The organism is Nocardiopsis quinghaiensis, assembly GCF_008638365.1.
GTDB classification, from domain to species: domain Bacteria; phylum Actinomycetota; class Actinomycetes; order Streptosporangiales; family Streptosporangiaceae; genus Nocardiopsis; species Nocardiopsis quinghaiensis.
In genome coordinates this window covers 102650-128260 of record NZ_VWVU01000017.1, presented here as the reverse complement: position 1 = coordinate 128260, position 25611 = coordinate 102650, and the positions used below count along the sequence as shown (strand labels likewise).

20 protein-coding genes are annotated in these 25611 nt (G+C 72.9%); 18 read left to right on the top strand and 2 right to left on the bottom strand.

Annotated elements, in window-relative coordinates; all coding sequences use genetic code 11:
• Window positions 1-199: 199 nt before the first annotated feature.
• The 11 genes from FYX01_RS19290 (at window position 200) to FYX01_RS19245 (ending at window position 17549) form a co-directional block, all read left to right on the top strand.
• Complete coding sequence (locus FYX01_RS19290; RefSeq protein ID WP_150243356.1) at window positions 200-2227, top strand: acyltransferase family protein; 2028 nt, start codon at window positions 200-202, stop codon at window positions 2225-2227.
• Window positions 2228-2403: 176 nt separating this feature from the next.
• Window positions 2404-3408: a hypothetical protein gene (locus tag FYX01_RS19285; RefSeq protein WP_150243354.1), complete on the top strand. Its 1005-nt coding sequence runs from the start codon at window positions 2404-2406 to the stop codon at window positions 3406-3408.
• 490 nt (window positions 3409-3898) lie between these two features.
• Window positions 3899-7750: a SaeA-related protein gene (locus FYX01_RS19280; protein ID WP_150243352.1), complete on the top strand. Its 3852-nt coding sequence runs from the start codon at window positions 3899-3901 to the stop codon at window positions 7748-7750.
• Window positions 7744-8958, top strand: a complete 1215-nt coding sequence (locus tag FYX01_RS19275; RefSeq protein ID WP_190394393.1) for a TRAFAC clade GTPase domain-containing protein — start codon at window positions 7744-7746, stop codon at window positions 8956-8958. Before FYX01_RS19280 ends, FYX01_RS19275 begins: the two co-directional genes overlap by 7 nt.
• A 96-nt stretch (window positions 8959-9054) precedes the next feature.
• Window positions 9055-11826, top strand: coding sequence for a GTPase-associated protein 1-related protein (locus FYX01_RS19270; RefSeq protein ID WP_223830550.1), 2772 nt, complete (start codon window positions 9055-9057; stop codon window positions 11824-11826).
• Window positions 11823-13433 (top strand): TRAFAC clade GTPase domain-containing protein, encoded by a 1611-nt coding sequence (locus FYX01_RS19265; RefSeq protein ID WP_223830549.1) that lies wholly within the window; start codon window positions 11823-11825, stop codon window positions 13431-13433. Before FYX01_RS19270 ends, FYX01_RS19265 begins: the two co-directional genes overlap by 4 nt.
• Entirely contained in the window at window positions 13430-13603 is a 174-nt protein-coding gene (locus FYX01_RS26270; RefSeq protein ID WP_190394392.1) for a hypothetical protein, read from the top strand. The genes FYX01_RS19265 and FYX01_RS26270 overlap by 4 nt, the downstream gene beginning before the upstream one ends.
• Before the next feature lie 580 nt (window positions 13604-14183).
• The gene (locus FYX01_RS19260) at window positions 14184-14795 is read left to right on the top strand and encodes a hypothetical protein (RefSeq protein WP_150243350.1); all 612 of its coding nucleotides are present in this window, start codon (window positions 14184-14186) and stop codon (window positions 14793-14795) included.
• An 853-nt stretch (window positions 14796-15648) separates the two neighbouring features.
• Complete coding sequence (locus FYX01_RS19255) at window positions 15649-16419, top strand: hypothetical protein (protein WP_150243348.1); 771 nt, start codon at window positions 15649-15651, stop codon at window positions 16417-16419.
• Window positions 16416-17105, top strand: a complete 690-nt coding sequence (locus tag FYX01_RS19250) for a class F sortase (RefSeq protein ID WP_150243346.1) — start codon at window positions 16416-16418, stop codon at window positions 17103-17105. The genes FYX01_RS19255 and FYX01_RS19250 overlap by 4 nt, the downstream gene beginning before the upstream one ends.
• A gap of 147 nt (window positions 17106-17252) precedes the next feature.
• A complete protein-coding gene (locus FYX01_RS19245) occupies window positions 17253-17549 on the top strand; it encodes a YciI family protein (RefSeq protein WP_150243343.1) in 297 nt (98 codons plus the stop codon).
• A gap of 61 nt (window positions 17550-17610) precedes the next feature.
• On the opposite strand, the gene FYX01_RS19240 is transcribed toward FYX01_RS19245, so the two are convergent.
• Window positions 17611-18039 carry a VOC family protein gene (locus FYX01_RS19240; protein WP_150243341.1) on the bottom strand — a complete coding sequence of 143 codons (429 nt, stop codon included), beginning with the start codon at window positions 18037-18039 and terminating at the stop codon, window positions 17611-17613.
• Between the two features lie 102 nt (window positions 18040-18141).
• Here FYX01_RS19240 and FYX01_RS19235 point away from each other — a divergent pair, with 102 nt between their 5' ends.
• Complete coding sequence (locus FYX01_RS19235) at window positions 18142-18744, top strand: TetR/AcrR family transcriptional regulator (RefSeq protein ID WP_150243339.1); 603 nt, start codon at window positions 18142-18144, stop codon at window positions 18742-18744.
• Between the two features lie 186 nt (window positions 18745-18930).
• On the opposite strand, the gene FYX01_RS19230 is transcribed toward FYX01_RS19235, so the two are convergent.
• On the bottom strand, window positions 18931-19356 hold the full coding sequence (locus FYX01_RS19230; RefSeq protein WP_150243337.1) for a YkvA family protein: 426 nt from the start codon (window positions 19354-19356) through the stop codon (window positions 18931-18933).
• A gap of 604 nt (window positions 19357-19960) precedes the next feature.
• On the opposite strand from FYX01_RS19230, the gene FYX01_RS19225 reads away from it, so the two are divergent.
• From FYX01_RS19225 to FYX01_RS19200, 6 genes are all read left to right on the top strand, one after another.
• The gene (locus FYX01_RS19225) at window positions 19961-21046 is read left to right on the top strand and encodes a hypothetical protein (RefSeq protein ID WP_223830548.1); all 1086 of its coding nucleotides are present in this window, start codon (window positions 19961-19963) and stop codon (window positions 21044-21046) included.
• 69 nt (window positions 21047-21115) lie between these two features.
• Window positions 21116-21895 (top strand): RcpC/CpaB family pilus assembly protein, encoded by a 780-nt coding sequence (locus FYX01_RS19220; protein ID WP_150243335.1) that lies wholly within the window; start codon window positions 21116-21118, stop codon window positions 21893-21895.
• Window positions 21892-23313, top strand: a complete 1422-nt coding sequence (locus FYX01_RS19215; RefSeq protein WP_150243333.1) for a CpaE/TadZ family protein — start codon at window positions 21892-21894, stop codon at window positions 23311-23313. Before FYX01_RS19220 ends, FYX01_RS19215 begins: the two co-directional genes overlap by 4 nt.
• Window positions 23297-23734: a pilus assembly protein gene (locus FYX01_RS19210; RefSeq protein ID WP_394350488.1), complete on the top strand. Its 438-nt coding sequence runs from the start codon at window positions 23297-23299 to the stop codon at window positions 23732-23734. The genes FYX01_RS19215 and FYX01_RS19210 overlap by 17 nt, the downstream gene beginning before the upstream one ends.
• 110 nt (window positions 23735-23844) lie before the next feature.
• Window positions 23845-24213, top strand: coding sequence for a TadE/TadG family type IV pilus assembly protein (locus tag FYX01_RS19205; RefSeq protein WP_223830554.1), 369 nt, complete (start codon window positions 23845-23847; stop codon window positions 24211-24213).
• Between the two features lie 48 nt (window positions 24214-24261).
• Complete coding sequence (locus FYX01_RS19200; RefSeq protein ID WP_150243331.1) at window positions 24262-25587, top strand: TadA family conjugal transfer-associated ATPase; 1326 nt, start codon at window positions 24262-24264, stop codon at window positions 25585-25587.
• Window positions 25588-25611: the final 24 nt, after the last annotated feature.

Sequence of the window (25611 nt, the reverse complement as noted above, 5' to 3'; positions counted from 1 at the left end):
CACGAACGGGTCCGCACGCGCCCGCGGGAACGCCCGACCACGGGAACGTGTCGAACACACCCCCTTTGGGCGAACACCTGGCCCCACATCGCCCTCGGAGTCGCCTCGGGTCCCTGGCGCACCGCACAATGCGGTGATCCCCTCCTGATGACCGCGCCGGTCGTGTCCCGTCGCCGAGCCCGCCCTCGGAGCCAGCCCCATGTTCACAGCACCCGCCCGGACCGGACGCCGGTTCCGCCCCGAGGTCCAGGGGCTGCGCGCCGTCGCCGTCCTGCTGGTCCTCGCCTACCACCTGGACCCCGCCCTGCTTCCGGGCGGCTACGTCGGTGTCGACGTGTTCTTCGTGATCTCCGGCTTCCTCATCACGTCGCTGCTGTACCGCGAGGCCGACGAGCACGGCCGGGTGTCGATCGGCGGCTTCTACGTGCGCCGGGTGCGGCGGCTCCTGCCCGCGGCGACCACGGTGCTGCTGACCACCGGCGTCGTCGCGTTCTTCGTCCTGCCAGTGACCCGGCTGGCCGACACCGCCTGGCAGCTGGTGGCCTCGGCCGCCTACGTGGAGAACCTGTACCTGGCACGCCAGGCGGTGGACTACCTGGCCTCGGACACCCCGCCCAGCCCCGTCCAGCACTTCTGGTCGCTGTCGGTGGAGGAGCAGTTCTACCTGGTGTGGCCGCTGCTGTTCGTGGTGTGGGCCCTGGCCCGGCGCCGCTGGCGGGCCGAGGCCCGCACGCTCATCGTGCTCCTGGGCGCGGTTCTGGTGCTGTCCCTGGCCTGCTCGGTGCTGCTGACCCAGCGGGAGGCGGCCTCCGCGTACTTCCTTCCGCTCACCCGCGCCTGGGAGCTGGCCGTGGGCGGTCTGCTCGCGGTGGGGCTGGCACACGGCAGCCTGCCGGAGCGCTGGCGCCCGTTCCTGGGCTGGCTCGGCCTGGCCGCCGTCGCGGTCGCCGCGCTGACCTACGACGACGGCACGCCCTTCCCCGGCTGGGCGGCGGTCCTGCCGGTGCTGGGCGGTGCGGCGGTGATCGCGGCCGAGCAGTCCGCCGGACGGCTGTCGGCGTCCCGGCTGCTGAGCACCGCCCCGGCGCGGTGGATCGGCGACATGTCGTACTCGCTGTACCTGTGGCACTGGCCGCTGATCGTCTTCGCGCTGGTACTGACCGGACGTGACCGGCTCGGCCCCCTGGAGGCCGTGGCGATCGCCGCCCTGTCCGTGCTGTTGGCGTGGGGCACCAAGGTGTGGGTGGAGGAGCCGGTACGCGACCGCGACCTGGTCCGCGGCGGCCGTTCGGCCCTGGCCGTGGCCACCGCGGGCGTGGTGACGGTGGCCGCGGTGGGCGGCGCGGTGTACATGCGGGTCGACCGGGAGGGTTCGGTGACGTTCGACCCCGCGGTGCACACCGGGCCCGCCGCGCTCGGGCGGGCTCCGGACACGGTGCTGATCTACCCCTCCCCCGTCAGGGCGGAGGACGACGTGCCCACGCTGTACGAGGACGACTGCCAGGCCTCCCCCACCGAGACCGACCCCGGCGACCCGTGCGTCTACGGCCCCGAGGACGCCCGCGTGGACGTGGCGGTGGTCGGTGACTCCCACAGCGCCCAGTGGGTCCCCGCGCTGGAGAAGCTGGCCGCCGAGCGCGGCTGGCGGCTGTCCGTCTACACCAAGTCCTCGTGCGCGTTCACCGACACGGTGGTGAGGGGTCCCGACGGCGGCTCCTACACCGCGTGCCGCGAGTGGAACCGCGCGGTGGTCGGGGAGCTGGACGGGCTGCGGCCGGACCTGGTGTTCACCAGCTCGTCCACGGCCGGCGGACCGGCCGAGAAGTCCTCCCCCGAGCAGGAGCGGGCCGAGATGGCCGAGGGTATGAGCCGGTTGTGGGAGGACGTGGCGCGGGTCAGCGGCGAGATCGTCGTGCTGCGCGACACCCCGCGCGCACGCAAGGACGTGGTGGAGTGCGTGGCGTCCCACGTCGAGGACCCGTCACGGTGCGAACGGCCCGTGGAGGAGGCCTTCGACGACGCCGATCCCCAGGAGGACGCGGCCCGCTCCTTCGACGAGGGGGTCCACTGGCTCGATCTCAGCGACCGGTTCTGCGTCGACGGCGGGTGCCCGGCGGTGATCGGCAACGTGATGGTCTACCGCGACGCCGGGCACATCACCAGCACCTACATCGCACTTCTCAGCGAGGACCTGGCCACACGGCTGGACGCGTCCGTGCGGCCCTGAGGCCGTGCCCGCCCGCGCGCAGGAGGTGGGGGCGGAGCACTGTTCGAGCGCCCCATCCACGTTCCGTGCCCGCCCGCGCGCAGGGGGTGGGGAAGGCACGCGGAGGGCGGCGGTTAGGCTCGTTCCACCCGGGCGCCCCGCTGCCCCCGGCCCGGGGTCCCCCCTTTGGAGAGTCCGTGGAAATTCCCCGCCGCGTCCGCTTCCCGTCCGCCCTGGCCTCGGGCGCCCTCGTCCTCGCGCTGACGGGCTGCTCCCTGTTCGGGGACGCGTCCGAACCCGGCCCCTCCCCCTCCCCGTCCCCCGAGGAGGCTTCACCCGCCGGAGGGGCCGCCGCGGGCTTCGTCCGGCCGGAGGACCCCTACGCGGGCGTGGACGCCGAACTGAGCGAGCGCCTGCACCTGCCGGTGTACGACTACCGGCTCGACGTGTACGAGGAGTACGTCGTCAACAGGGCGGTGAGCACACTGATCGTGGAGTGCCTGGTGGACCTCGGTTACGAGGCCTCCGTCAACTCCGACACCCGGATGGACCTTCTGAGGATGAGGGCCTTCGGGCCCCAACGCGAGTACCGCCGGTACGGGAACACGCGCATCGACATCGCCGAGGAGCACGGGTTCGGCCTGCCCGCCGAGGACAGGGGCGACCCCGCCTACCGGATCGGAGGCGACGCGGACCTGCGCGCCCAGGCGGAGACGGCGGTCAGCGGTGGGGAGGAGGGCGCGGAGACCCCCTCGGGCGAGCCGGTGCCCGAGGGCGGCTGCATGACCCGGGCACGCCGACAGATCGACCCGGACAGCTCGATGCCCTTCGAGACCACGGAGAACGGCGCTCCCGCCGACGTCCCGACCTCCCACGGCCTCGCGGACGACCTTCTCATGGAGTCCTTCTTCGCCGCCATGGAGGATCCTGGCGTCATCGCGGCCACCGCGGCCTGGGAGGAGTGCATGGCCGGACGCGTGGACGGATACCACGGCACCCCGATGTCCGGTGAGGGCGCGGCCGGCGAGACCGCGGTTCCCAGTGTGGAGTGCAAGGGCTCCTCCGGCTACCTGGACGCGTTCGTCGGCGCCGAGCGCGACATCCTGGACGGCCTGGTGGCGGAGCACGAGGAGGCCCTCACCGAACGCCGCGACCGGCTCCGGGAGAACCTGGAGACCTCACTGGAGATCCTCGGCTGGTAGGAGCGCACCGAACCACCGGAAACCGAAGGGCCGAAGGAAATCCACGGGGTGCCGCAACGGCGCCCCTCCTCATTTCCACGGCATTGTCCCGTCCACCCGAAGAAGCACTGACAAAGGCATCCGAACCTTGCATATGACGTGGTCATGGCACTTCACCTGATTCCATGGCACATCGGGAAATATGGCACAGACACGCGCAGGGTCAAAAGTCCCGTGTTCTCCCCGTCAACGCACCCTTGATAGGTATGCTCGTGATCCTGAACGGCTGTAACGCGAAAGCGACAGCGGTGAAAGGCGGGGGCGATGCGATTACCACCACGGCGACAGGCGCCGGCCGGAAGATGACGTAGTCCGCCGAACACGTTCCGGACCGAACCGCCGACCGGCGCCGCCCCGTTTCCCGTCTCCCCCGGACACCGCCACCCGCACCCCCACCACCCCCTCACAGGACCGTACGACCACGACCACACGAGGGGAGCGGCACCGCACGATGCCCTGGGACGCACAGGACCGCACACGTTACGAGGACGAGGTACTGGTGGCCGCGCGTGCCCGCGGGCTCCCGGCGGACCTGTTCACGCGCTACGGCATCGGCCCGCGCCTGGAGCGGCGGCTGCGCGCCGACCCCACCGCCTTCACCGAGCACGTCGCGGAGGTGTGCGCCTACTGGCGTGCGCTGCGGGACCGCCGCCGCTCCCTGAAGAAGGTGCTGGCCGACCTGATCGCCGACCACGAACGCATGGAGGACGAGGGCGAGCTCACCCATGCCCATTTCCACCGGGTGCGCTGTGAGACGGCCCGGCTCGCGCTGGCCGAGTGGTCCGAGATCGCCGGAAGCCTGACCAGCACCCTGCTGGACCGGGACGCACTCCGGTCGATGATCGCGCCGGTGGGAGTGGCCGAGGCCGACGCCGAACGCGTCCTGCTCGACCACGGCGTGCGGGTCGTGGACCGCCTGCCCGAACTGCCGGACGCGCCGCCCGTGCGCGCCTTCCGCGCCCTGCGCGAGAACCTGCGCGTCCGGGGCGTGGCCTTCTCCCCCATGGTGGTCTTCGGAGAGCAGCGCCTGGCCCACGGGTTCACCGTGCTGGACGGGTTCCGGCTCCGTGACGGCACCGCCCTGGACAAGGTCGCCCTGGACGAGGCGGCCCAGCGTGTGCGGCTGGAGGCGGTCACCGAGGGCAAGGCCGCGGCCGAGAACGTGCTGGAGATCCTGCGCGCCGAGGACGACCCGGTCCTGCGCGAGTCCCTCGTGCTGTGGGAGATCGTCAGCGACCTGCGCGAGCGCCCGGAGTCCCTGACCGAGTCCGGGCTGGTACGGCACTGGGTGCACCGGGGACTGGTCGAGGAGGAGGCCATGCTGCTGGCCGCGGCCGTGCGGCACTCCGGCCCCCGTGCCGATCCGGTCGTCCGGGCGGAGCGGGACGTGCGCGACCTGCTGGTGGACAACCAGCTTCGCCAGGCGCAGGAGGCCGCCTCCGACCTGCCCGATGAGCACGACCTGCACTCCCGGCTGCGCGTGCGGGTGCGCCAGGTGGAGGAGCTGACCGGGGAGGCGGACCGCGCGCTGCGCGCGGGCGACCGCGAGGAGGCGGCGCGGGCGCTGGCGGCGGCGGTGGACGTGGCGGCCGACGACGAGGTGCTCACCGCCCGGCTGGGCGAGGTCGAGCCGTTGCCGCCGCGCGGGGTGGAGGCCCGGGTCGACGGCCGGAGCGTGGTCGTGACCTGGCAGCCCAGCCCGAGCCTGGCCGGGACGGTCACCTACCGGGTGACGCGGCGCACCGGGCGGGACGGCAGCGCCCGGGAGGTACCGGTGGGCGAGCTGTCGGGGACGGAGATCACCGACACCGGCGCCCCGGTGGGCTCGGAGGCGCGCTACACCGTGGTGGCGGTGCGCGGAGGCCGCGGGGTGTCGGAGGCGGTGTCGACCCCGCCGGTGATGATCGCGCCGGAGGTCTCGTCGCTGCGGGTGTGCGCCGGTGAGCACGAGGTCTGCGGTTCCTGGGACGCCCCGGCGGAGGCCGTGCGCGTGGAGGTGCTGCGCGGCGAGGGCGCCCCGCCGCGCGGGGCGGGTGACGGGGTGCGCGTGGCGACGGACGGGACGGGGTTCCGCGACGCCGACGTCCACACCGACGTGGAGTACCACTACCGGATCCGGGCCATCTACGTGACCTCGAACGGGCACGCGCGGGGGTCGGCGGGTCTCGTTCGGCGGGCCAGTCCGGGCCCGTGCCCGGCTCCGGTGCTGGACCTGTCCGTGTGGCCGGACGGCGGTACGGACTTCGTGGCCTCGTGGACGGGCCCGCCCCGGGGCCGGGTCATGCTGCGGGTGGGGGCGGAGCCTCCCGAATGGTCGCCGGGCACGGTGGTCGGCCCCGACGATCTGGACTCCTACGGCCGCGAGGTGGACCAGCACCCGGTGGCGGAGGGCGCGGAGAAGGCCGTCGGGGCCGCGGAGCCCGCCGGGATCACGGGCCCCGCCCGGGGCCCGGACACGGCCCGGGTTCCGGGCCCCGCCGACGCGGCGGAGACGGGGACTCCGGACGGCGGGCCCGGGGGCACGGGCCCGCTTCCGGCCGCCGACGACACGGGACCGGTCCCGTCCCCCGGTGACACGGGTTTCGCACGAGCGGAGGTCCCGAGCCCCGGGACCGGGACGCGTGAGGAGAGGGAGGGCGTCCGGGTCCTCGGTCCCGCCGACAGGGCCGAGGTCGCCGTCCGCAACAGCCAGGTCCACGCCTCCGGGACTGCGGACGCGCGGCCGGGGGGACTCGTCCCGGAACCGGCGGCGGCCGAGGAGAGGGAGGGCGTCCGGGTCCTGGGCCCCACCGCGGCGTCCGGGGGCTGCGACGGAGGACACGCCGTGGCACCGCCCCCGGCACCGGCGGCCGAGGAACACCCGGCGGCCGAAGAGCACCCGGGCGCGGGGGCCTTCCCGATGACGTCCGAGGAGCAGGTGGCCTGGGAGGGCGTTCGGATCCTCGGTCCCGCCGAGAGCACCGGAGCCGGTGTCCACGGCGGCGGGCGCCACGCCGCGCGCTCACCGGACCCCACCGCGCCGACCGCGGAGGAGGGTGTCCCGGATGCCGGTCCCGCCGAGGGGACGTGGTTCGGCGCCTGGACCGACATGGCCCGGGCCACGGGCGCGCACGCGGAGCGAACGGCCGGTGAGGCGCACCTCCCGTACCCGAGCTGGCCGGACCCGGTGGAGAACGGGGACCAGGGGGACGTCCATGTCCTCGGCCCCGACGAGGGCCCCCTCCACAGGAGCGGGGCAGGCGCCGAGGACGGTGGAACGTACGCCTCGCACGCGGGTCACACCGCACCGGACGCACACCCCGCCGCCCCGGCGGCGGGCGGGGAGCGCGAGGGCGTCCGGGTCCTGGGCCCCGCCGAGACGCCCGGGGCCGATGCGGGGGTCGACGGAGACCACGCCGCGCACCTGCCGTCCGGGCCCGCGGGCCCGGACGAGGAGACGGGCCCCGGGGCCCCGGAGGCCCGGGGTTCCCGGACCGCGGACGACGGAGGGCGTGGTCCCGCGCCCGGAGACCACGCACCGGAAACGGCCGGGAACGGCGGCGGGTCGGGCGGTGACGACCGCACCCCGCGAGAGGTCGCGGACGACGACCGGGCCCTCGCGGCGCTGGCCCTGGGTTCGGGCACCCACCACGTCCTGGCGGTGACGGTGGCGGGCGACCAGGCGGTGGTGGGCAACTCCGTGCGGGTGACCGCCGCCCCGCCGGTGAGGGATCTGCACGCGGAGCGCTTCGACACCTCGATCCGCCTGGGATGGACCTGGCCCGACGACGCCGTCGCCGCGATGGTCTCCTGGCGCCCCGAGGCCCCAGGAGCCGAGCACTGGATCGGCGGCGAACTGCGCTGCACCCGGCTCCAGTACGCCTGCGACGGCGGCTTCGAGGCGCCCATGAGCCCGGACTCGGTGCGCGTGGACGTGCGCGCCGTCGTTCCCTTCGAGGGCGGTGAGGCGGTGAGCGCCCCGACGGGCATCACCGTGCCCGGCCGTGCGGTGCTCGACTACAGCGTGGAGGCGGCCGGGCTGCTGCGCCGGGACCGGCTGGTCCACGTGTTCGCTGAGGAGGACTGCGACATGCCCGAGGTGTCCGTGGTCTACGCCGAGGGCCCGGTCCAGCCGCACTCCGCCGCGCAGGGACTCGTGCTGGCCGTCTTCCCCGCCCAGCACCTGGCGGCGGGCGAGTGGGTCTCGGTACGCGTACGGCCTCCCCGGGGGACGGGCGAGGGCTGGCTGATGTGCTTCCCGTCGGACGAGGACGACCGGGGGGTCCGGCTGCGCCAGCCCCCGGTGCGGGAACTGAGGTGGTGAGGACCCTGGACACTCTGCGCTCGCTGATCCCCGTGGACGGCCGCCGCCTGGTGTGCCCCTACTGCTACTCGCGGTTCTCCGAGCGACGCATCCGCTTCCGGTGCACCGGGCGTCCCGGACCCGACGGGCGGGTGTGCGCTCCGGTGGAGGACACCGCGATCCGCGCCCACCTGGGGCGGCGCGAGCGGCTGCCCCCGGTGTTCGAGGCCGACGGGCGGCACGCCCGGGCGGTGTGTCCGGAGTGCGCGGCGGCCACCGGCAGGCAGGTGTGCGCCACCTGCCACGCCCAGCTGCCGGTGAACTTCGGACGTATCCGCAGCCGGATGATCGCCCTGGTCGGGGCGCGCGACGCGGGCAAGACCGTGTTCATGACGGTGCTCATCCACGAGCTGATGAACCGCGTGGGCTCCCGCTTCAACGCCTCGGTGGGCGGCTCGGACGACCACACCCGGCACCGCTTCCACGCCGACTACGAGACCCCGCTGTACGAGGAGGCGCGGCTGCTCGGCGCCACCCGGCGCACCGGGGTGACCCGCGAACCGCTGGTGTTCCGGTTCACCACCAAACGGCGGGGGCTGTCCGGCGGGCGCCCGCAGCACACGCTGCTGTCGTTCTTCGACACCGCCGGGGAGGACCTGACCTCCGCGGCGAGCGTGGAGGCGAACCTGCGCTACCTCAACAACGCCGACGGGATCATCCTGCTGCTGGACCCGCTCCAGATGGAGGGCGCACGGCGGCTGGTTCCGGCGGGGACGCGGATGCCCGCGCCGGGCAGGGTGGAGAACCGGCCGCTGGACATGCTGGGACGGGTCACCGACCTGCTGATGAGCCGGCCCGGGGCGGCCAACAGGCTGATCCGGGTTCCCATGGCGGTGTGCCTGACCAAGATCGACGCGCTGCACGGCGAACTGGACGAGGGGTCGCCGCTGCACCGGCCGCAGCCGGGCACGCCGTTCTTCGACGAGTCCGACAGCCAGGACGTGCACGCCCAGATCCAGCAGCTCCTGCACCGGTGGGACGGCGGCGGTGTGGACGGCCACGTGAACAACCACTACCGCAACGCGCGCTACTTCGGGGTGTCGGCGCTGGGCGGCGTTCCCGACGAGGGCAACCGGGTGCGCGGAGGGGTGCGCCCCTACCGGGTGGCCGACCCGTTCCTGTGGATGCTCAGCGAGTTCGGGGTCATCCCCTCGCGCGACGGGGCCTGATCCCGCCCAGGCGGTTCAGACGGCCGATGCCCGAGCACCCGAGCGGTTCCCGGACGCCGAACGGTTCCGAGCGCGACGACCCGGCCGCCGGACCCCGTGAACGACCAGACCGACCAGAAGGACGTACCGATGGGCTTCGCTCAGCTGTACTACACCTCGTGCGAACACGGCCTGTCCGGCTACGCCGGTTACCAGTTCAACGCGGCGACCCCCGGGGTGGACCCCCGGATCCTGCGGGAGGTCGAGCGGTTCACCGTGTACGAGCCGCCGAGGTCGTACACGGCCGAGCGCGTGGACGACCACCCGGTCAACCTCTGCTACTCGCCCGACGTGGGAGGGGTCCCGGTGCTGAGCCGGGTGGTCTCCAGCGGTGACGACCCCTCAGGACGGCCGGGCAACTACTTCGCGCACAGCCTGGTGGCCGCCGGGCCGGGGGAAGCGGGCCCGTTGCCCGCGGAGCTGTGGGAGGCCGACTTCTGGGCGGAGGCGCCGGTGCACGGTCCCGACCTGCCGGAGCTGTCGGAACTGTCGGAGCTGGAGGTCGGCCCCGGCCCCCTGGACCGGGAGCGCACCGACGCGTGGGTGCGGCGCTGGCCCCCGGAGGTGGTGGCGCGGCTGCTCCTCGCCGCGGACGACGCCGTGGACGACGCCCGTCCCCTGGTGCTGGTGGCCGACAGCGCGTCCGTGGCGCACTGGGTGGCGGCTCTGACCCACCTGCTGTCGCCGGAGCGGGCCCGGCTGCTGTCGTTCGCGACCTACTGCGGCAACCCCGACGAGGCGCTCGTGCACGTCATCGGTGTGCCGCCGGGGTCGGACACCACGTTGTGGAAGGGCCGGTTCACGGTGTACGACCCGGAGTCGGACTCCGTGGACGGGCTGCCCGGACCCGGGTCCCGGGCGTGGGCGGTGGCCGACCGGCTGGCCCGGCTGGGCACACGCCGCGCCGCGGAGCTGTGGCGCCGGGCGCTGCCCTACGCCTCGGGCCGGGAGGGGCCTCTGGCCGACTGGGGTCCGGTGCTGGCCGCCGCGGCACTGCTGGACGGGGGCGCCCCGTGCGGGAGGGACCTGAGGGCGGTGCGCGAGTGGCTGCCGGAGGCGGTGGAGTGGCTCGCCCAGGACGACGCGGCCGCGCTGGTCCACCGGATCCTGGACGCCGACACCGTGGCGCCCGCGGGAGCGCGCGCGGGCATCCGGAACGGGTCGGCCGGCGGGCCCTCCGGCGGACCGGGCGGTGCCGCGGTCGGCGGATCGACGGACGGAACACTGGTCGGTGCGGCGGACGGGCCGACCGCGAGGCTGGCCCGCGGAGTGTCCGGAGGGGGGTTCGCGAGATCGGCGCGCGGAGTGCCGGGCAGACCGCGCGAGGGCGTGCCGGCACTGGGCGGACCGCCGAACGGAGGGGGGTCCTGGTCCGGGATCCCGGTGAGATCGACGGATCCGGCGGACGCGGCTGACGCGGCAGGAGCGGTGGACACGGCCCTGGACCACGCGGCCCTGGCCGGGCTGCAGCGGGTGGCGCACCGCCTGGGCGGCACGACCGGGGTGACCGAGCGGCTCGAACGCGTGATGGTGCGCCGCTCCCTGGACGACATCGCCGCGGGCAGACCCGCCCCTCCGGTGGCGCCGATGCGGTCGGAGTCGGTGCGCGGGGCGGCCCGGGACCGTGTCGCCGCGCTGCTGGACGGACGACGGGGCGAGGTCTGCCCCGACCGGGCGGTGGAACTGCTGCGCTGGGCGCGCGCGGGCGGGCTGGCGCCTCCCGCGGAGAGCCTGGAGCGCTACGGCGGCGACGTCATCGCTCCCCTGCTGGCCGGTTCCCGCCTCCCCGACCCGGCGACACGCGCTCTGGTGGCCGCCCACCCCGAGATGCGCAGGGGCGCGGCGGCGGGGCTGGCGGAGCTTCCCCGCGACCGGTTGGCCGCCCTGGCAGCCGGGCCGGTGGGCGCCCTGTTCGCCGACGACCGCGACGGCTCCAGCGCCCTCCTGCGTGAACTGCGGCTCCTGGGTACCGACAGCCGCACCGATCTTCCGGGGCTGCTGTCGTACGTGGTGTCCGTGCGCCGGGAGGGGCGGACGGCCGAGGCGCCCGGGCGCGCCGAGTACGACGTGGACGAGGACCTGCTCGCCGGGGTCTGGGGGCCGGGCCACGGACCCCGGGCCGTCCTTCTGACCCTGCGCGCCCTGCGGCCCGGGACCCTGGTGGCACCGGGAGTGGGCGGCTGGGTGGCCGAGGCGATGACGTCCCCGCCCGAGGAGGGACGGGAACGGGCGTGGCGGGAGCTGGTGGACGAGGTGTCCCGGCACTGGCTGCGCACCCGGCTGCCGGAGCCCGGCCAGCGCGTGGTGGTGGAGTGGTCGCGGGTCCGTCCGGCCCTGGTCGCGCTGCGCGCTGCCGGGGACGAGCGTGGCCCCGACCGGCTCGGCGCCGTGTACGGAAACGTCCGGGATACCCATCCCGTGGTGGAGGAGGTCACACGGAGACTGGTGGTGCGGATGCTGCTGGGATGGCGCCGGTGCGCGTCGCTGGCCGAGGCGCTGCGGGACTGCCCGGCGGAGGTGTTCGAGGCCTACTGCGAGGCGGTGTCCCTCCGGCTGGCCGAGGAGCGGCCGGACACCGCGACGGCGGCGCTGGTGTACCGGACGGCCAGGCACGAGGCGCTGACCGGCCACGGGCGCTCCCAGTACCTGGACGCGTCGGTGCTCTCCCTCGCCGTGGCCGAGTGGCGGCGGCGCCACGTGGTACGGATGCGCAGACAGCTGCCCCGGGAGTCGGGAAGCGGTTTCGACGAGTGGGCGCAGCGGCTGCGCGGGCCCCGCGGACACGGGCTCTTCGGGTTGGGCCTGTGGACCGGCGGGCGGCGCTCATGAGGCGGACGGCGCCCCCGGGGCCGCGGAGCGACGGCGGCGGCGCGCAACTCGGGGTGGCGCTGCTGGCGGCCGTCGGGGTGCTCCTGGCCCTGGTGGTCGTCTACCTGCTGCGGTGGTGGCTGATCGCGGTCCTGGTGAGCGCCGTGGTGGTCCTCGGGGGCACCGCCGCCGTGGTCGGATGGTGCGTCCTGGTGGCCCTGTACCTGCGCCGCACGCACAGGGTGATGTTCGGCGGTGACCACCCGAGCGAACCGCTGCCGGGCAGCCGGGACGATCCCGCGCACCGGTCCTACCACGGCGGTCCGGCCTGGTGGGACCTGCGTGCGGTGCTCGGCTGGTGCTGGACCTTCGCGGCGCCGTGGAGTGTGTTCCTGCTGCCGCACCTGCTGGTCCACGCCCTGGTGGTGGGCGCGTACCTGGCCGCGGCGTGGACGGCCGTCGGCGCGCTCCGGCTGGCGGACTCCGGGCTTTTGCTGGTCCGCCGGATCCGGATGGTGTGCCCGGGATGCTTCCTGCGGCTGGGGTATCCGGCGTACCTGTGCGCGCGGTGCGGTCGGCGGCACGGTTCCATCCGGCCCGGCGGGAGGGGGCTGTGGTGGCGGCGGTGCCTGTGCGGGGCCCGTCTGCCGACACTGCTCCTGCTGGGGTCGGCGGACCTGGACGCGCGGTGTCCGCACTGCGACCGGAGCCTGGAGCACCGTCCGGGCGAGGCCAGGGAGTTCGTGCTGCCGCTGTTCGGGGGGACGGGCGCGGGCAAGACGCGCCTGGTGACCGGAATGCACCTCATGCTGGCGCAGGCGGCGCGCAGGGCTCCGGACGCGTACGTGGAGCCGGTGGGCGAGGAGGCGGTGCGGCGGCTGCGGGACTGCGAGCGGATGCTGTCGACGCGGACCCCGCCCACGCCCCCGGGCCGCGAGGTGCGTGGACTGACCGTGCGGGTGGGCGCGGGCGGCAGGACCCTGCTCATGCAGCTGTTCGACGCGGCGGGCGAGCGGTTCAACCGTTCGGTGACCGCCGAGGAGCTGGCCTACCTGGGCAAGGCGTCCACCTTCGTGCTGGCGGTGGACCCGCTGGGGATCGAGGCGGTGTGGCGTTCGCTGACCGGGCGGGAACGGTCCCGGCTGGCCGGGGACCGCTCGCACACCCGTGACCCGGAACTGGCGTACGGGGCGGTGCGCGACGAGATCCGGCGGCAGTACCGCATGCTGGGGCACGACCGCCGGTCCGGGTGGCGCCGGAGCCGCCTGGCGGTGGTGGTCACGCGCGGCGACCTGGTGCGGGGAACGGCCGTCGCGCCCGGCGGGGCGGGGCCCCGGGAGTGGGCGGAGCGGACCCTGGGGCTGGGGAACCTGCTGCGGGACGCGGAGGCCGACTTCGGAGAGACGCGGGTGTTCCTGACCTCGGCCGTCATCGACGGCTCCGGGCTGGCCGATCCCAGCCTCGGCGCCCTGCTGCGGTGGCTGCTGGCCGGGGAGGACGACGCGTTCACCGCGATGCTGGCCGATCCGGGGCCCACGGAGCCCCCGGGGCCGCCGGGACCCGCCGCCGACGGCCCTCGGCCCGCACATCCGGAGTCGGAGTCGGAGTACGTGGAGGGAACCCGATGACCTACCAGGGCCCCGAACACCGCGCCGCCCGCCGGACCGTCGCCGTGGTGACCTACGCGCTCACGGCGGCGCTGACCGCGGCCGCGGTCGCCGCGCTGGTGTGGCTGGGCGTGACCGTCGTGCAGGGCGTGTGGGCCTACGCCCTCACCCGTATCGCCGGGGGCCTGTGACGTTCCGCTCGGCCGGGTTGTGTCTGAACCGGTTGCGCCTGGAATCCGAACACGGGCGGCTGAGTCGGATACCGCGCGTCCTCTTGTACCGGCAAGTAGAAATTGACGTAAGGCGCAGGGGACTACTCGGATAACAGACTGACCAAAACATGACAAACGGCCCTTTGTGAAGCCATGGCAGCCTCCGCACCCCCACTCAACGCCCTGACCAGGACTCTTGCCGCTCAGCGCATACACACCGAACGTTATTCTGGTGTTGATTCAACGGCGGTGACCCTCAGTCCGCTCACGCGAACGCCGCTTCTCGGTGGAAATGTCAGGTTTTTTGCCACATTTGCGCCATGTTGCCCAACTGTGACGCCTATCACCATAATGCGAGTACGTGTGAAGCTCTGATAGAAGGAACACTGTTCGTACAGTGAGCCGACGCGAGACACGCGCCCGCCACCCACACGTGCGTCGCACGTGATGCGAGGGTTCCACGATTGTCCCGGGACCCCACCCCGAACGACCGCTCAGCCGGGGACCGTCTTCCCCGCCTCACCCACGCCGATATCCAGGCAGTGACGAGGACAACCGCATGACACTGTCCCAGAACGACGACGAACAGGAGCAGGCTCCGGACCGGCGGGACTCTGAACAGACCCCTCCGTGCAGCAATGGAGCTGCTGACGCCCACACCGCAGATGACGACGACCCTCCTTCCGCCGATTCCACGGTCGGGTCCTCCCCAACGCCGCGAACAGAGCCCGACCATTCGCCGCCGCCGAACGGCGCGCCGACGCCCGCCACAGGGGGTGGCGCCAACGCCAGCTGCGATTTCGCTGGTAAGGCTCCTCGAAACGGTCACCACCTCACCCAGAACGTCCTGTACCTGTTCTTCGGCCAGCTCTCGCCGGGGAAACGGGCGCTGTTCGCCTCTTTCCTGTTCATCCTCGTGCTGGGTGCGCTGTTCGCCTGCCTGGCCATCATGGCCTGGGTGGTGGTGACAGCCGCCGAGAAGAGTGGCGTCGACCCTTTGGTCATCACGGCGGGGTGGGCCTCGGGAACACTCTTCGCAAGCCTCTTCTGGCGCTGGGGACGGTCTTCCAAGAGCACGGGGGCGCCGAAGGACCCGGCAGAAGCAGTACAGGAAGGCCCGCCCGGAGGCGAGGAGGACGGGGAGAACGACCAGCAGGAGGAGGGAGGCTAGTGTCCTCAACGCCGCTTCCCCTGGGGCGAACCTCCGTCAGAGGGCATCCCCGTCATCGCGCGGGCTGAGTACCGCCGCCGTGAACCTACCCACCGCCATGCCCACGAGCATGGCGAGGAGGAGTACGGGTAACCCGGGGAGACCCGTGGCCTCAATCAGATACGCGCCCAGCAACAGCGCGCACCCGATGCTGACCGTCGAGGTCAGTAGGGCCGTCGGGTTGAGATGTTCCCCCATACCCATCACAGCACGGACTCCCATGTGGTTCACGCTATCCGAGGCGCATGCACACTGGGTAAAGATCGCATGCCAGTCAGAACAAGTCAATAGTTCTTTCCGGTAGTCCAGACAGAGAAAAGCATCCGGACATCACGCCACAGAGCACACGAAGGAACATCCACCTTCAACACACGCCCACACCTGGGCATATCCCCAGACCAGGAGACATACGGCCACGCCAAAAAAGAGACAAGAAGGGGCCTTTTTCTTATTCAGAGAAATTATTGCAACCTTTTTTCAAGTGCCCACGCATCCATGGCCAGCGACACCAGCAATTCCCCCGGCATCCGCGAGGACCTCGTGGCGCGAGGCGGATGAGAGTGTGACGCTCGCCGCGGGACCCGCACAGACGTGAGACGTGGGCCGCGCCCGCCCCCACCCCCTCCGCGCGGCCCTCCACGACTCCGGGTCCATATCCCTGAATCCACCTCGAACCGCCCATGCCACGCAAAAACGGTTCACAACTACACGTAATTAAGTCGTTACATGCGGTTACTCTGCTGGTGCGAAGGGGCATCTTTCCGGACAACTCCACGTCATCGGGACGGGGGAGGATCGCAGAGGAGACTCTCGCATGCACAAGGCAACCGCCGCCACGACCGCTCTGGCGCTTCCCATGGGACTGGTACTGGCCGCCGCTCCCGCGCGGGCCGACGCTCCCGCCGGCGACACGACGGCCCTGCACACGCAGATCCAGCCGTTGAACGAGCACGGGGCCGGGGGAACCAGCACCGTCGAGCTCCGGGGAACGAGGGTGACGGTCCAGGTCCACGCGACCGGGCTCGCACCGGGCCTTCCGCACGCACAGCACCTCCACATCGGCGGGAGGAACACGTGCCCGTCCGGGATGGACTCCGACGAGAACGGCGACGGGTTCGTCAGCACGGTCGAGGGCATGCCCTCCTACGGCCCCGAGGCCGTGTCCCTGACCACCGAGGGCGGCACCGGAGCCGAGCACAAGCTTGCCCTGGAGCACATGGCGGTGGCCGACGAGGACGGCAAGCTCGAATACCACCGCACCTTCGAGGTGGACGAGGACGTCGCCGAGCGGATCGGCGACGGCGAGGCCGTGCTCGTCCAGCGCGGCATCGACGCCGGGGGCGACGGGTCGTATGACTTCAACGGTGCGGGCAGGAGCGACCTCGACGAGTCGGTTCCGGCCGAGGCGACCCACCCCGCGGCCTGCGGCTCGCTCACGGCGGCCCCGGAGAGCGGCATGGACACCGGTCTCGGCGGCACCGCCGGCGCTCCCACCGCCGCGATGATCGGCCTGGGCGCCGCACTCGTCACGGTGGCGGGGGCCGTGGCCGTCGCCGGTCGCCAACTGTTGCGCGCCCGGACATGACGGTGCCTCCGGACACCGGCCGCCAAGCGGCCGTGACGGCCACCGCACGAGACGAACCGGGCGGGCGCCGGGTGGTCCGCTCAGCGGCCGCCCGGTTCGTCTCCTCCTTCGGAGTACTGCTCATGGCCGCCGGCCTGTGGCAGGGCGGTACGTTCCCGGGCTCCGTCGGATCCCTGTCCGCCGTCCCGTCCGCGGAGGCCCCGGAGGCCGGAACGGCACCCGTCCTGGCACGCGCCAGGCCCGTCCGGCTCACCATCCCGGCGATCGACGTGGACGTCACGGACCTCGTCGCGTTGAACGTGGACACCGCCGGGATGCTGGAGGCTCCCGAGGACGCCGACACGGTCGGGTGGTACGGGTCGGGCCCCTGGCCCGGCCAGGCCGGACCCGCGGTGTTGGGCGCGCACGTGGACTCCCTCAGCGGCCCGGCGGTCTTCTTCCGACTGCGGGAGCTGGGCCCCGGGGACGAGGTGGCCGTCGGGCGCGCCGACGGCACCGAGGCCGTGTTCCACGTGTACGAGGTGCGGGAGTACGACAAGGACGCCTTCCCCACCGACCGGGTCTACGGTTCCACGGCCAACCGGGCCGAGCTGCGCCTGGTGACCTGCGGCGGCGAGTTCGAGCGGCGCAGCGGCAACTACACAGGCAACGTGGTCGTCTACGCCAAGCTGGACTCCCCGGTGTGACCAGCCTCTCCTCGGCCCCTGGCCCGCGCCTCCCCGCCCTCCTGTGGCACAGTGTCGGCCATCGCGGCGGCGGCCGCGCACCCCGCCGGCGCGAGCGGGCGGCGTCCCGGTCCGCCGCCGGACCCGCACACCCAGGGAGGAACCACCATGGCGGTCTTCGCCATCACCTACACCTACGCCGCCGACAGCGCGGCCGCGCGCGACGAGCACCGGCCCGCCCACCGGGAGTACCTGGACGGGCTCTCCGAGCAGGGCGCCAACCTGTGCTCGGGCCCCTTCGGCCCCGGGGAGGCCCCCGGCGCGCTCCTGCTCTTTCGCGCCGCCTCCGAGGAGGAGGCCCTCGCCCTGACCGAGAAGGACCCCTTCCGCCTGCGGGGCCTGGTCAGCGAGGTCGGGATCCGGGAGTGGGTTCCGGTCCTGGGGCCGCTGGCCGAGCACTTCTGAGCCGCCCGGAACCCGCACGCCCGTACCGGGGCCGGTCGCACCGACCGGCCCCGGCGCCCGTTCACCGCTCCGCCTCCACGGCGGAGCCGTTGTCCCTCATCCACTCGGGATCGGGGGCGACCATCTGCAGGAGCTCCACGTAGAGCCCCTCCGGGCCCGAGACCTGGAAGCGGCGCTGCCCCCAGGGCTCGCTGACCAGGGGCATGACCACCTCCACCCCCGCCTCGCGCAGGCGCCTCTCCTCGGCGTCCACGTCCGGCACCAGGAAGGCGACCAGCGACTTCGCCCTCCCGTCGCGCAGGACCTCGTGCGTGGACGGGTGGTCGCGCAGGACGAAGTCGACGGACAGCTTGGGGTGGTTCCCGTGCCGGGTGTTGAGGTACCAGCCGAGGTCGATGCCGACCTCGAAGCCGAAGTGCTCGGTGAACCACCCGGCACTGGCACCCGGGTCGTCGCAGAGCACGGCGAGACCGACGAGTTCGATGTCCACGCTTCCTCCAGGGGGGTGATTACCAATACGGGCAAAGTACTACACTCGAAGTGGTATCACAAGCGTGTATCTCACGAAGGACGAAAGAGGAGGCCACGGGCCATGCGGCAGAACCCCGGGCGCAGGCGCGCACTACTGGACGCGGCCATCGACGTGCTCGCGGAGGAGGGCGCGCGCGGACTCACCTTCCGCGCGGTGGACACCCGTGCGGAGGTGCCCAGGGGCACCGCGTCGAACTACTTCGCCAACCGCGCCGAGCTCCTGCTCCAGGCGGGCGCGCGCGTCCACGTACGGCTGACCCCCGCCGAGGAGTTCGTGACGCGCTTCCTGAACGCGGCGCCCTCGCGTGAGCAGACCCGTCTGGCGATGCGCGACCTGCTGCGACGGGTGGAGGCCGACCGCAACGGCTACCTCGCGCTGCTGGAGCTGCGGTTGGAGGCCAACCGGCACCCGGGCATCCGCGAGGAGTTGACGCGCACCATCCGGGACACCCTGGAGGAGAACGTGCGCTGGCACCTGGAGGGCGGCTTCCCCGGGGACCGGGGCACGGTGGTCACGCTCTACCTGGCGATGACCGGCCTGTTCGTGGAGCATCTGACCCTGCCCGAGGTGCTCAGCGACGACGGTCCGGATTCCCTGGTGGACCGGATGGTGCGCGTCATCGTCCCCGAGGACCCGCCCTCCCCCGACCCGTCCCTGCCCTGACCGGCTTCCCCCAGCAGGTGCCCCAGCGGTCCCCGCGGTTGGAGGCCACCGCCCCTCCCGACCGCCGAAGCGGCCCAGCGACGGAACGGGCCCCGCGTGTTCGCACGCGGGGCCCGGGGCCGGTTCGGAATCCGTGGGCGGCCCGGGCCCGGACCGCCAGAAGGTGGCGCGGGAAGCCCGGCGCCTCTACCGTGCTCCGTGATCGCCGTCGTGGGCGTGCGCGCCCCTCCCGGGAGCCGCCTCGTCCCGGCCGGGTTCGTTGGCCTGCCGGAAGGCCTGCTGGGCCTGGTCCTGACGCTCCCACCGGACGAAGCGCTCGCTCTCGCCGAGCGCCATGGTGGCCAGCCACACGGCGGCACCGACGTCGTCGGCCAGTCCGGGCAGCAGGAAGAACAGTTCGGGAACGAAGTCGATCGGGGAGAGGATGTAGGCCGCCAGCACGAGCATCCCGAGCAGCTTGGTGGTGCTCAGCTCGGGGTAGCGCCCGCGCAGCTTGGCGCCGATCATTCGCGGGACCGCCCCGGCGCGCTTCCACACGGAGACGTCGCCGTCGGTGTTCTGGATGACCCGCCAGGCGGCGGCTCCGGCCGCGGCGCGGTTTGCCTTGCGCATCGTTGGTCTCCTCAGGGGCGTGTGGCTTCTCAAGATATGACGCGAAACCCGTCTGATTCGTTCCCGTGCGCCACCGCTCCAACCACGGACGGACGTCATCCGTCGCCACGTCGCGCCCGCACCGCCCGGGCGGGCGCCCCCTTCCGGGAAGAGTCGTCCACAACCTGACCGAAGGCACTGGTGGGACGGGGAGAGGAAGGGCATCCTTGGAGAGGGAAGGACGGGAGGTGCAAAACAGCCGCAGGAGACCACCCGACGACCAAAAGCCAACACAAAACGCAAACAGCTCAAAAACGGTCACATACCAGTCTGTCCACGTGTTGGCCGCATGTGGCCAACCCGCACGACGGTTCCCCGGAGAGGCGGTGACGCACACGGACACGATCCGATCCCCTTCGGCCAGCGCGGAAGTCCCACCACCCGAGTCACGTCCGCCGATCTCACGCTCCCCAACCCCTCCACCACCTCACACCTCGCCTCCAAGGGCGACAAATGCGAGGTCTCCCGCGCTCCGCCACACATTCGTTACGATGCGTCCGAGTGGCACCTTCGGAAGGCCGCTCAGCAGTCTCCCCCAGTGCGCAGAACCGATGGAGCTTGCCCAGTGTCCAGAGCCCTACCTCGGTCGGCGACGACCGTCGCCCTGTTGGCGGACATCCCCAGCACGGGCCACGTGGGCGAGGCCGGGGCCCGGCGGTTCGCGATGCGCGGAGAGGGCATCGGCGAGCGCAGCGCCGCGTTCGTCGCCTTCGCCAGGGCGGAGACCAACGCGGGCCGCAAGGTCGTGGCCCTCTATCCCGCGTGGCGGTCCTCGGACGCCGAGCGGGCGGTCAACTTCGCCCGCGGAGCCATGCGCACCGACCACATCGCCGGGATCGGCGTCGACCTCTCGCCCCTGGCCCTGTCCCTCGTCGCCGACCAACTCGCCTACCTCGCCCCCTACCTGCCGCCGGGGATGGTCGCCGCGCTCTGCGACGAACTGCCACGGCACCTGCTCGCCGGAGCCTGGCTCAAGACGGTCTCCGGCCTGTCCACCATTCCCACCTCGATGCGCCAGCACGTGGGCTCCTACGCCCCGACGGTGTCCTTCCTCGCCTACTGCGCGCCCACCCGCCAGGTGGGACGCATGCGCCCGGCCGACGTCGCCGGCGACCTCCCCTTCCGACCCGTGCAACCGGTCCAGCTGCTGTGCTCCACACCCGATCCCGGCATCACCGGGGTCTTCGACGACCACCTCCCGCAGGCCGTCCAGCCGGTGGCGACCCGCACCCTGCCCGCACAGCCCCTGGGTCCCGCGTACTGGGGAACCACCAGGTACGTGGAGTTCGTGGCGCTGAGCGCCCATCCCCAGGCCCTCGCCTACGCCGCCAGCTCCATCCGCGCCTCCAGCTGTTCCTGGTGCGGCGAGCCCGTGTCGGCCCGGTACTGTCCCTTCTGCTCGGCCAACGCCGCCCGGGCCTCCGCCAGACCCCCCACGCCACGGCCGGCTCCCGGGCACGGTGGTCCGCACGGTGCCCCGCGTCCCCCCGGCGGCGCCCCGCCCTCCTCCCCCGGACCAGCGCACCCTCCCCCCGCCGGGCCGGGACACGCACGGGAACACCCGCCCCCACCGCCCACCGACGGACCGGAGGGCCCGTCGTTCCCGGGCCCCGCCCCACGTCCCGAGACACCCAGGACCTACTCCCGCTAGGGACCGCCACCTCGCCCCCGAAACGGGCGGACGGCCCGCGCCGACACTGGAAACGGAAAAGCAACCCCTATGAACCCCCGTCAGCGACGCGGCGTCCTGCTCATGGTCGTTGCCGCTATCGGCGCCGTCGCCGTGTTCGCCTCCGTGTTCACCTACCTCAGCAGCCAACAGGAGCGCCTCGGCGGCTTCGCCACGGTCCTGCGGCTGACCGAGGCCGTCGACGCCTACCAGCCCGTCGGAGAGGACTCCGTGGAAAGGGTCCAGGTACCGAGCACGTACTTCGACCCGGAGGTCTTCCTCACCGACCTGTCCGACGTCGACACCCCCTCCGACCAGGAGCTCGTCGCCGCATCACACCTGGAGGAGGGCGTGTACCTGCAGCGCGGCATGGTGCGGCCCCAGCCCACCCTGACCGCCGGTGAGCGCGAGATCGCCATCATGGTCGACGCCGAGACCGGTGTGGCGGGCAAGGTGCGGCGCGGGTCGTTCGTGGACATCTACGGCACCTTCCAGCCGCGCGACCACGGCGAGGCGTGTGCGGTGCGGGTCATCACCGAGGTGGAGGTCCTCGACATCGGTGAGCTGCGCACCCAGGAGGGCGAGGGCGGCGGGGTCTCCGGGGTGGTCCCGGTGACCTTCCGGCTGGATTCGGAATCCGCGCTCCAGCTCGCCTACGCGGAGGACTTCTCCACCAAGCTGCGGCTGGCCCTGGTGAGCGCCGACGGCGGCGGATCACCCGGGAGCTCCGAGTTCTGCAGCGGGGACTTCGACACCCTCGTCGACGGCGGGTCGCCGGACGAGGGCGAGACGACCAACGGGCGGCGTATGCCGCATGGGGGTAAGCGTTGAACTTCCGTGTCCTGGCGGGCATGCCCACCTCCGAGTCGGAGATGGTGCTCGCCGCACGTTTCGAGGAGCTGGGCAGCGCCGAACTGGTGGCCTCCCGGCCCACCACGTCGGCGCTGATCGACGCCGCCGGGGAGTTTCCCGAGATCGACGTGGTCCTCATCCACCAGGACCTGGGGCCGGCCCCGGTGTTCGACGCCATCCGCGACCTGTCCCACCGCCACCCGCAGCTGGCGATCCTGCTGGTATCGCCCACGATGGACCCCGACACCTTCACCTGGGCCATGGAGGCCGGTGCGCGCGGGGTGATGCCCCACGACTCGGGGATCGCCGAGCTGGATACCCGTATCACCAAGGCCGCCGAGTGGTCGCGGACGCTGCGCCGCCACCTGGAGTCGGCGTCCCTGGACCTGCCCGCGTCGGGCGTGCGCGGCCGGATCGTGGCGATCAGCGGCGCCAAGGGGGGCGTGGGCACCACCACGTGCGCGGTACAGCTGGCGATGGTCGCGGCCGCCGCCGACCGGGTGGTGTGCCTGGTCGACCTGGACCTGCAGACCGGTGACCTGCCCGCGTTCCTCAACCTGCGGCACCGCCGCTCCATCAGCGACCTGGTGGAGGCCGGAGACGACATCACGCCCGGGATGCTCTCGGAGACCCTGTACGTGGATCCGCGCGGACCGCACGTGCTGCTCGCCCCCGAGCACGGCGAGCGCGGCGAGGACGTCGGCGCCCGCGCCGTCCGGCGGATCCTGGGTGCGCTGCGCTCCCGCTACGAGCTGGTGGTGGTGGACTGCGGGTCCACCATGAACGAGGCCACCGCGATGGCCGTGGAGCTGGCCGACAGCGCGGTCGTCACCGTCACCCCGGACGTGCCCGCGATGCGCGGCGCCCAGCGGCTGATGGGGATGTGGGAGCGGCTGCAGGTGCGCGCGCACGAGGACGTGTACTCGCTGGTCACCCGGCACAGCCGCAAGAACGAGATCCAGCCGGACTTCCTCCAGCAGTTGCTGGGCACCCGGGTGCTGCGCACCCCGGTCCCGGCCGCCTACCGGGCGCTGGAGCCGGGAGAGAACAACGGCGACCCCACCAAGGTGACCGACGAGGGGCTGCGCAAGGCCTTCGCGCGCCTGGCCGCGGAGTTGGACCTGCTGAGCCCGCCCCCGTCACAGGGGCAGGGAGGCAAGGGGGGCGCGTCCACCCCGCCCGGCGGGCTGCGCGGGTTCGCCTCCCGCGCCGACCGGCGCGACAGCAGGCCCTCCACCCACGACGTGTCCGGTTTCCTGAACGCCTCGGGGCCCGACTCGGCCCGCGTGGCGGGCAACGGCCACTCCCCGGTCCCGCCGCTGGGCCCGTCCCACGGCGACCCTCGGGGACCCGGCCCGCACGGGGGCGGAGGAGGTCTCGGTGGGTTCGGTGGCTGAGTCCGGCCGCCGTCCGGCCCTGGGCGCCTCCTCCCCCCGCCGGGACGACCGCGGCGGGATCATCGTGGAGTTCGCCGCCACGGTGCCGTTCCTGATGCTGGCGCTGGCCCTGGTGTGGCAGGTCCTCCTGCTCGGCATCACCGCCATGTACGCCTCACACGGTGCCGCCGAGGCCGCCCGCCAGGCCGCCGTGACCCCCGACGACATGGCGCGCGTGGACGAGGAGGCGCGCAAACGGGTCCGGGCGCCCTGGGACGGCCAGGAGGTGATGACCGTGGAGATCGCGGAACGCGACGGCTCCCGCGTCGCGCGGGTGACCCTGGCCATGCCGATCTTCCTGCCCGGGGCGTCCGGGCCGTGGGACGTCACCGGGGAGGCCGGAGTGGTCACCGAGGTGGAGCCCCGGGAGGTGGCGCCGTGAGCACATATCCGACCGGAGGCCACCGCCCGTCCCGTAACGGTCGACCGTACGTGCGCCGGGGCGCCGGGCAGCGGCGGGACACCGGGCCCCGGCGGGGACCGCGACGGCTCCTGTTCGGCGGCCGGCCCGGACGGGACGGCGACCGGGGCGGCCCGCTTCTGGAGTTCGCCGCGATCTTCCCGGTGCTGCTCATGGTCGCCGTCCTGGCGATCGAGGCCTTCCTGGCCTTCGTCGCGGCCGAGCGGCTGGAGTCCGCGGCCCGGGCCGGGGCGCGGGTGGCCGGAACCGAGCGGCTGGAGGGAGCCGAGGCCGCCGCCCGCCACGCACTGCCGTCGTGGTTGGACGAGGCGGCCGTCACCAGCGGCGGCAACGACCACGGGGGCTTCTACGTGGAGGTGTCGTACCCGCTGCCGATCGTGTTCTCGTCGGTGGGCCTGGACCTGACGCTGACCCGGCGCGTGGAGATGCCCGATGTGTGAGGCGGGAGCGGCGCGCCGCGACCGCCCAGGGGGAAGGAGACCGGAGCCATGGGCCTGAAGGACCGCCTGGAGGAGGACCGCGTCGTCGAGGGGCGCGCCGACCGCGGCAGCGTCACGCACTGGCGGCGGCGTCTGCTGGAGGAGATCAACCTGGAGGACCTCACCAGGCTGACCCTGGCCCAGCGCCGGGTCCGCCTGGAGAAGGTCGTGGGGCACATCCTGACCCGCGAGGGACCGGTGCTGTCGGACCGGGAGCGCTCGATGCTCATCCGCCGGGTCGTGGACGAGGCCCTGGGGCTGGGCGTGCTGGAGCCCCTGCTGGCCGACGAGACCGTCACCGAGATCATGGTGAACGGGCCCGACAACGTGTTCATCGAGCGCGGCGGCCGCATGCAGCGGGTGGACGCGGCGTTCAACGGCGAGGAACAGCTGTACCAGACCATCGACCGCATCGTGTCGCTGGTCAACCGCCGTGTGGACGAGGCCTCCCCGATGGTGGACGCGAGGCTGCCCACGGGCGAGCGCGTCAACGTGATCATCCCGCCGCTGTCGCTGTCGGGCCCGGTCCTGACCATCCGGCGGTTCCCCAAGCCGTACCCGATCGACGAACTGGTGCGGATGGGCAGCCTGGACTCGCCGACCGGCATCCTCCTGGCGGCGATGGTGCGGGCCCGGTTCAACATCGTGGTCTCGGGCGGCACCGGTACCGGCAAGACGACCTTCCTCAACGCGATGTCGGCGTTCGTGCCCTCCGACGAGCGCATCGTCACCATCGAGGACTCGGCCGAGCTGCAGCTGATGCAGGAGCACGTGGTGCGGCTGGAGTCCAGGCCGGCCAACATCGAGGGCCGGGGCGAGATCGCCATCCGCGACCTCGTGCGCAACGCGCTGCGGATGCGTCCGGACCGCATCATCGTCGGCGAGGTGCGCGGCTCGGAGACCATCGACATGCTCCAGGCCATGAACACCGGCCACGACGGCTCGCTGGTGACCGTGCACGCCAACTCGGCCGACGACGCCATCCACCGGTTGCAGACCCTGGCCACCATGAGCGAGAGCAACGTGCCCTACGAAGCGATCCGCGACCAGATCAACAACGCGGTGGACGCCATCGTGCACCTGGGCCGCTGGCCGGACGGGTCGCGGCGGGTCAGCGAGATCGCGGTGGTCTCCTCCCAGCGGCGCGAGGAGTTCCGGCTGGACCCGGTGATGCGGTTCGCGGCGATGCCCATGGGGCCCAACCGGGCCGTGGAGGGCGAGTTCCGGCACTTCCCGCTGCCCCGGCACATCGCCGGGCGGATCTACCACGTGGGCGAGGCCATCCCGGCGGCCTTCGGAGTGGTCTCCGAGGAACGGCCCCGAAGCGACTGGTGAACCCCTCCCCCGCGCCCCGGAGGG